The following is a 4955-nucleotide window of genomic DNA, read 5'->3' as shown; positions in this document are numbered from 1 at the left end:
TCTTTTAGCGGAGGAATACCAGAACCTCAAACAAGTGGTTCAGATGGAGTTGCTGATTGTGGTGACATTCCTGACTGCGGCGATTGTGGTGACATTCCTGACTGCGGCGATTGTGGAGGCTGTGAACCAAGTTGCGGTTGCTTCATTGCTACTGCTGTTTATGGCAGCTATGATGCACCACAGGTAGTTAGTTTAAGGCGTTTTAGAGACGAAAAACTGATGTCATGCTCAATAGGGCGATTGTTTATTGCAGCATATTATCAACTGTCCCCGCCTTTAGCTCAATGGCTTAAAAATTCTCCACATTTTGCGAAACCTGTACGTCAAATTCTGGATCGATTAATATTTATTTTAGATAACAAATGATAAGTTTTCTATGTTTCTTAAATTTACTATACCGAAACTTTTTATCAGCGAAACTCTATAATCTATCTCAAAAGCAGAGTTCTGCTAACACAAAGGCAAAGCGTAAAGGTATTATCACAAGATTTCTGTGGTTAGTTACGCCACTGGTGCGCCTCATAGACAAATTAGGCTTGCGATTCTTGCTTGATTACGTTTCTATTCAAGCCATTCAGAGCTATCAAAAACATCTATCGCCTCACAAAGGCTTTTCCTGTGCACACAGGAGACTTCACGGTGCTGAGTCTTGCTCAGAATACTTCCGGAAAACTGTCGGAACTTATGGCTTATCAAAAGCAATTCCCCTCTTTGAGCAACGACTGATAGATTGCAAACTTGCTAACGCAACGTTAAAGGCGAAACGTCTGAGTAAAAACACACAAAGTGGGATCGTTAAGAGATCGGGTATGGCATAACCACTAATAGTCTAACACATTGTTTTTCTAACATTTTGACAAACAAACACGAGAAAATAGAATAACTCACTACGATCAAAATAACGAAAGTGTTAACCGCGAGCGCCCTTCTTCCACCTCTTCATCAACTCCGGCGTCACTAAACCTTGCGGAAAAAATATCGTCCCTACGACAATCAGCAACCCAAAAATAATTAACCGTCCATCCCGCAGAAATTGCGCCAGCCAAAGCGGCAATCCCTGAATAGTCGCCATCCCCCTCAAAACCTCCGGCAAAGCAGTAAAAATCATCCCACCCAAAACCGACCCGACAAAAGTTCTACTACCACCAATCAACACAAAAGTTAAGTAAATAATACTAGCATCAAAAGTACCTTGACGGGCGTTCCAAGTATTGAGGAAATGCGCGCTAACCGCACCGACAACCCCTGCTAAAATAGCACCCAATGTAAAAGCCAGAACCTTATAAAAAGTCGGGTTAATGCCGATCGCATCAGCCGCCAACTCATCAGCCCGAATCGCCGCAAAAGCCCGTCCCACCCGGATGCGTTCCAGTCGGTACAGAATCGCCATACTTACCAGCAGCAAAGGCAGTACAATCCATAAATACTCGATCGACGTCCCAAACGGTTGCGGAATCCCAAAAATGCCCACAGCCCCGCCAGTGATGTCCAGATTTAGGGATAAAACCCGCAAAATTTCCACAAAAGCAATAGTGGCGAGCGCCAAATAAATCCCCCTCAACCGCAACGCCGGAATACCCACCAAAATACCCAGCAACCCCGAAACAGCCCCTGCAATTATCATCTCCAATAACAGCAGCGGTAGCGGAAACAAACCCCCCGTCGTTTGAAACACCGTCGTAGACAAAATCGCTGCAATATAGCCACCCAAAGCATAAAAACCGGGGCTAGCCAGAGACAACTGCCCAGTCATCAAAGGCAAATATAACGACAATCCCAACATTGCACCCAGCAACATCAAGACAATCAGAAACCCGTAAGTAGTAAAAAATGCAGCCATGATTTTATTTTAAATAATAAACATACTTAAATACCAACTTTATCTCCCATGCAGTCCCATCATAATCATTCATATCTCTCTTCTCTTTCTCTGCGTCCTCTGCGTCCTCTGCGGTTAAATAATTCCGATCTAATTAGTTTCTGTAGGGGCAATCCCCCGTGGTTGCCCCAATTTCAATCATCCTACACTTTCTGAATCAAACGCCGCCCAAACAAACCCTGCGGCCTAACCAACAACATCACAAACAAGATCGCAAAAGCCACAGCATCCTTATAAGCCGAAAAATCACCAGGAACAAAAGCCTCCACCAAACCAATTATAAACCCACCAAAAACAGCCCCAGGAATACTCCCCAAGCCGCCAAGCACAATCACAGCCAAACCCTTCAAACCAAAAGCAATTCCAAAATACGGCCCAGCAATACTCACACTAGAACTCACCAAACCCCCCGCCAAACCAGCTAGAAAACTGCTCACAAAAAACGTCAAAACAATATATCTATCAGTATTAATCCCTAACAAACTAGAAGTAGTCGCATCTTCCGCCACCGCCTGCATTGCCTTACCAAATTTTGTAAAATTTATCAAGTAAGTTAGCAGGCTAACAATCGCCACAGCTACCCCAAAAATCACTATTTGCACAGTGCGAATCGGAATCTGTCTATCCGCCGTACCAAAGTTAATAGCTGCTGGCAAATTACCGTAAGTGTTAGCAGGAAAAGTGTAAATTTCTGCACCGACAAGATATTGAATAATATTGGCGATCGCCACAGCCGCCCCCAAACTAGAAACCACCGTCAGCAAAGGATCTGAGTTTCTGCGACGTAAAGGCAAAAAAGCAACTCTTTCCACAATTACTCCCACCAAACCAGCCAGCGTACTACCCAAAATTAGCGCCACAGCAAAAGGCAATTGTACGGGAATTCTCGCATTAGCTAACAACCCGTTAAAACCGAAAGCGCCCCCCATCAGCGTATAGGTGAAATAAGCACCCACAGTAAAGACTGCACCGTGAGCAAAATTAATAATTCCTAGAATAGAAAACACCAGCGTGTATCCCAGTGCAAAAATAGCATACACGCTGCCGATCGACAAACCATTCAAAAATTGTTGCAGAAACAGAGTTAAATCCATCGCCCGTCACGAATTACGCATCAATATTAAATCATTCATCTATCGACAAACTAACAATTCTCCTTCTTCTTAACATCCATTACATCCATTACATCCGTTACATCCGTTACAGAATCCGCGGCAGAACTTCCTAACATCCGTTAAATCCGCTACAAAATCCGTTGCCGAACTTCCTTCATTTCAAAAACTCAAACCTACCATTATTTCCATCCGCCTCCATTTTAATCCGTGCCACATAAAAATCTTTCTGATTGATTTCACCTTCCGGCGTAAAAGAAATTTCTCCTAAAGGCGTATCGTACTTGCCTATCAACAACTGCTGATTCAGCTTTGTCCGCAATTCTGCCAAAGGCTTGTCCTTCACCTTAGACTGAGCATTAATTGCCTTTAATGACTCAACAAAAACTTGTACCCCAGTAAAAGCTTGAGCGCTAAACTGAGGCGGTTCTTTCTTAAATTGGGCGCGATAAGCCTCGCGGAAAGCCTTATTAACTTCATTCTGATATTCCGGGCTGTATGCTTGGGCAATCAAAACCCCATCGCAAAGAGCCTTGCAAACGGTAAATACGTTGGAAGTATTCAGACCGTTGCCCCCAATAATAACGCCTTTGTAGCCCAACTCCCGCAACTGCTTAATTAAATTGCCTCCATCTGCCGCCAACCCGGAAATAATTATCAAATCGGGTTTGACATTGATCGCATTAGTGGCTTGAGATTGGAAATCTGTATCAGTAGTCAAGAATTTTTGAACTGTTGCCAATTCCAGTCCCATCTCTTTAACTGTTTTCTGGAAAGTTTCAGTCTCAGATTTGCTAAAAGCATCATTCTGAGCAAAAAACACGGCTACTTTCTTGATATTGGGATTTTGCTTGAGGGCGGCTTTAACTGCGTTAGGTGCTACCACGGCGACGGGCGCGGAGACTCTGGCGACATAATCGCCAATCTGGGGAATGCCTTTAGCTGTGTTGGAGGGTGCGAGCACGGGTACTTGGGCGCGATCGGCGATCGGATCTGCACCAAAAGCCTGTTGCGATAGAGTAGGGCCCACAATACCCACCACCTTATCCTGATTGATCAAAGTATTAAAAGCATTGATCGCCCCCTGTTCATCTCCACCCGTATCTTGTAACACCACTCTAATTGGCGTCCCATCCACACCGCCGCGATCATTGAAATACTTTTCAGCAATTTTCGCGCCTGCCACCTGTTCCTGGCCAAGTAAGGCGACATTGCTGGTTTGCGCCACCCCAACTCCAACGGGAATAGCGGCTGAGTTCGCCACACCCGCACCCTGTGGCGAAGTTGCTGGAGATGGCGAAGTAGCTGTAGATACTGTTGTGGAGGTCTGGGGAGTGTTGGTCTGACTGCAACCAATCAGCAGTGAAGCGCAGGTAACGAATAAGGCACTAGGACGAGTAGTAGGGTTTTTCATGGGCGATCGAACACATATATATATAGAACATCTGTCTGTACAGATATTCTACCCATTGGCGGAAGAGTCCCCTGAAAAAACCTTACTAATACCGATCAAAAGAAGCGAGATCCGGAAAAGCAGAGTGGGCGAGCTGAGTTCTGAACCAGCCTGAGCAGGTAAAACCCTGACACTGCTACGTTCAAAAAAAACTCAAAAATAGTTTCCCAAAAAGCTTGACAACCCCTTGCGAAATAAGTATATTAATAAAGCGCCAGAGAGAAGGCGGTTCACACCGCGGACTTAAGGCACAGAACTGAACCTAGAAAAAAGAATAGTTTGAAAGCTTAAAGCACTATTAACCTCGTCAAAAAAATCAAGATAGAGAGTCAAAGCGAGAGCTGATACTTAATATCGCAAACAACGAGAAAAATGTCAAGGGGAAAAAACCAGCTTCAGGGCTGAGTGGAAAGAACTTGACTCAAAGCCAAAAAAACTCAACAACACGGAGAGTTTGATCCTGGCTCAGGATGAACGCTGGCGGTCTGCTTAACACATGCAAGTCGAACGG

At 44.6% G+C, this 4955-nt stretch carries 6 protein-coding genes and 1 rRNA gene; 4 read left to right on the top strand and 3 right to left on the bottom strand.

The annotated features are described in order from the left end of the window. The 3 genes from QUA58_RS28510 to yidD all read left to right on the top strand — a co-directional run. Positions 1 to 187 (top strand): hypothetical protein (locus tag QUA58_RS28510; RefSeq protein WP_333397472.1); only part of this gene is annotated, 187 nt, incomplete at its 5' end. After that, the gene (locus QUA58_RS31685) at positions 145 to 366 is read left to right on the top strand and encodes a CFI-box-CTERM domain-containing protein (protein WP_445301912.1); all 222 of its coding nucleotides are present in this window, start codon (positions 145 to 147) and stop codon (positions 364 to 366) included. The genes QUA58_RS28510 and QUA58_RS31685, both read left to right, overlap by 43 nt. Next, on the top strand, positions 363 to 818 hold the full coding sequence (yidD, locus tag QUA58_RS28505) for a membrane protein insertion efficiency factor YidD (protein WP_333397470.1): 456 nt from the start codon (positions 363 to 365) through the stop codon (positions 816 to 818). The genes QUA58_RS31685 and yidD overlap by 4 nt, the downstream gene beginning before the upstream one ends. 92 nt (positions 819 to 910) lie before the next feature. On the opposite strand, the gene QUA58_RS28500 is transcribed toward yidD, so the two are convergent. From QUA58_RS28500 to QUA58_RS28490, 3 genes are all read right to left on the bottom strand, one after another. Next, positions 911 to 1840, bottom strand: coding sequence for a branched-chain amino acid ABC transporter permease (locus tag QUA58_RS28500; protein WP_333397468.1), 930 nt, complete (start codon positions 1838 to 1840; stop codon positions 911 to 913). Positions 1841 to 2022: 182 nt separating this feature from the next. After that, the gene (locus QUA58_RS28495; RefSeq protein WP_333397465.1) at positions 2023 to 2973 is read right to left on the bottom strand and encodes a branched-chain amino acid ABC transporter permease; all 951 of its coding nucleotides are present in this window, start codon (positions 2971 to 2973) and stop codon (positions 2023 to 2025) included. A gap of 175 nt (positions 2974 to 3148) precedes the next feature. Then, positions 3149 to 4405, bottom strand: a complete 1257-nt coding sequence (locus QUA58_RS28490; RefSeq protein ID WP_333257487.1) for an ABC transporter substrate-binding protein — start codon at positions 4403 to 4405, stop codon at positions 3149 to 3151. A gap of 481 nt (positions 4406 to 4886) precedes the next feature. Between QUA58_RS28490 and QUA58_RS28485 the strand changes: the two genes are divergently transcribed. After that, positions 4887 to 4955 (top strand): 16S ribosomal RNA (locus tag QUA58_RS28485); the annotation flags it as partial.

Source organism: Microcoleus sp. N9_A1, assembly GCF_036701795.1.
In the GTDB taxonomy this organism is placed as follows: domain Bacteria; phylum Cyanobacteriota; class Cyanobacteriia; order Cyanobacteriales; family Microcoleaceae; genus Microcoleus.
Note: the sequence above shows the minus strand (reverse complement) of the source record. Positions and strands in the feature narration are given on the sequence as shown.

Coding starts and splice junctions, on each gene's coding strand:
- yidD (WP_333397470.1), top strand. CDS start 363: ATGATAAGTTTTCTATGTTTCTTAAATTTACTATACCGAAACTTTTTA.
- QUA58_RS28495 (WP_333397465.1), bottom strand. CDS start 2,973: ATGGATTTAACTCTGTTTCTGCAACAATTTTTGAATGGTTTGTCGATC.
- QUA58_RS28490 (WP_333257487.1), bottom strand. CDS start 4,405: ATGAAAAACCCTACTACTCGTCCTAGTGCCTTATTCGTTACCTGCGCT.
- QUA58_RS28500 (WP_333397468.1), bottom strand. CDS start 1,840: ATGGCTGCATTTTTTACTACTTACGGGTTTCTGATTGTCTTGATGTTG.